This is a genomic window from Pseudonocardia sp. McavD-2-B (genome assembly GCF_024124365.1).
In the GTDB taxonomy this organism is placed as follows: domain Bacteria; phylum Actinomycetota; class Actinomycetes; order Mycobacteriales; family Pseudonocardiaceae; genus Pseudonocardia; species Pseudonocardia alni.
On the sequence record NZ_JAMXSG010000479.1, the window covers coordinates 1 to 2080 of the forward strand.

At 76.9% G+C, this 2080-nt stretch carries 3 protein-coding genes; 1 reads left to right on the plus strand and 2 read right to left on the minus strand.

Features of this window, described 5'->3' with window-relative positions:
• The coding region (locus tag NH602_RS30420) for a M23 family metallopeptidase (RefSeq protein WP_308292906.1) at positions 1–514 on the plus strand (514 nt) is incomplete at its 5' end.
• Here NH602_RS30420 and NH602_RS30425 read toward each other — a convergent pair.
• Together NH602_RS30425 and NH602_RS30430 are read right to left on the minus strand one after the other, a co-directional pair.
• Entirely contained in the window at positions 471–1514 is a 1044-nt protein-coding gene (locus tag NH602_RS30425; protein ID WP_253069632.1) for a FliA/WhiG family RNA polymerase sigma factor, read from the minus strand. The two genes, NH602_RS30420 and NH602_RS30425, sit on opposite strands and share 44 nt — an antisense overlap.
• The coding region (locus NH602_RS30430; RefSeq protein WP_253069633.1) for a tyrosine-type recombinase/integrase at positions 1489–2080 on the minus strand (592 nt) is incomplete at its 5' end. The genes NH602_RS30430 and NH602_RS30425, both read right to left, overlap by 26 nt.

Here is a 2080-nt window from a genome sequence, read left to right on the forward strand (position 1 = left end):
AGCGGGGATCCCTGCCCCGGGGGCGGACTACGCGTGGCCGCTGCTCCCGCCCCCGGCGGTCACCGCGGTGTTCCGCAAGCCCGCGTTCCGCTACGGCCGCGGGCACCGCGGCGCCGACCTCGGCGGCTCCCCCGGCCAGGCGGTGCTCGTCGCACGGGAGGGGGTGGTGGTGTTCGCCGGGCGGATCGCCGGGCGCGGCGTCGTCTCCGTCGACCACCCCGACGGGTTGCGGAGCACCTACGAGCCGGTGACCGCCGCCGTCGTCGCCGGGACGCGGCTCGCCGGGGGCGACCCGGTGGGGACGCTGGAACCCGGGCACATCGGGTGCCCGGTCGCGGCCTGCTTGCACTGGGGCGTGCGCCGGGAGCGGCTCGACCACCTGGACCCGCTGGTCCTGCTGCGGCCTCCCCGGGTGCGGCTGCTCCCCTGGGAGGGGGCACCGGAGACCGCGGAGGACGCTCCGGACCGGGTCAGCCCGCCAGCGCCGGCTGCATCGACGCCCGCAGCCGGGTGATCACCCGGGCGTGGAGCTGGCAGACCCGGGACTCGGTGACCCCGAGGACCCCGCCGATCTCGGCCAGCGTCCGGTTCTCGACGTAGTAGAGACGCACGACCAGCCGGTCCCGCTCCCCCAGCAGCCCGATCGCGGCACGCAGCTCCGCCCCGGTCTCCCTCCGGACCGCCAAGGTCACCGGGTCCACCGAGTCGTCGGCCGGGAGCGTCCACAGCGGCGAGCCCGCCGGGCCGCCCGCGCCGAGGTCCTCGGCGCTGACCAGGTACATCGGCCGCCGGGCCTGACGGAGGTCGCGCACCGCGACGCCCAGCTCCGCGGCGAGTTCGCCGTCGGTCGCGGGGCGCCCGGAGCGGAACTGCACCGCCTCACGGGCACGTTCGACCTCGCGGCTGCGCGCCCGCACGGTGCGGGGCACCCAGTCCTGGGAACGCAGCTCGTCGAGCATGGCGCCCCGGACCCGCTGGGCCGCGTAGGCCTCGAACCGGATCCCGCGGCCGGGGTCGAACCGGTCGACGGCCTCCATCAGACCGAACGTCCCGGACTGCAGCAGGTCGGCGAGCTCGATCGACGACGGCAGCCGCACCGCCAGCTTCGTCCCCACACCGCGTACGAGCGGGGCGTGGTGCTCGACCAGGCATCGTCGCGCGGCGGGGGCGCGGGTGGCGAGGAACTCGCGCCACAGCGGCACGACAGCCGGCTCGACGGTCTCGTTCAGGTGATCCGGTGCGCCGTCGGGCGTGTCGCGGGGCGCCCGGCCCGTCGCCGGGACGAGTGCGATGCACGCCGGGGCCACGCCCGCCGACGGTCGTCCGGTGGTGACGTCGCGGGGGCCGCGGCGCGGGTGCCCGGGTGGGTCGGGGACCGGTACGAGGACGGCCGCGCGGGGCATGTCGGCGCCTGCGGCCCTCCGGTCGAGGGCCGTGGCCAGGGCGGTGGGGAACGCGTCGGGACGGCGGGGCGTCGTGGGGGACGCCTCAGGCCCGAGGGTGCGCCTGGTCATGAACCACCTTCAACCGGTCGACGGTCACATGCGTGTAGAGCTGTGTCGTCGACAGCGTAGCGTGACCGAGCAACTCCTGTACGTAACGAAGGTCGGCTCCGCCCTCGAGCAGATGGGTCGCCGCGGCGTGCCGCAGACCGTGCGGTCCGACGTCGGGGACGCCCGGTACCGCCCGGATCGCGCGGTGCACGACGGTCCGTGCGACGCGCGGGTCCAGCCGCCCGCCCCGCACGCCCAGCAGCAGCGCCGGCGGCGACGACGGGGTCGCCAGCGCCGGTCGGCCGTGGTCGAGCCAGCGGCGCAGGGAGCGCGCGGCGGGGACCCCGAACACGACGGTCCGTTCCCGGTCGCCCTTGCCCCGGACCCGCAGCGTACGGGTGGACTCGTCGACCGCCCCGACGTCCAGCCCGCACAGCTCCGCGACCCGGATCCCGGTCGCGTAGAGCAGTTCGAGGACCAGCAGGTCGCGCAGCGCCTCCGGGGCGTCCTCCGCCGCGCCGGACGTCACGGCGGCCAGTACCGCCGCGGTCTCCGCCGCGGCAGGCACCTCCGGCAGGACGGTGCCC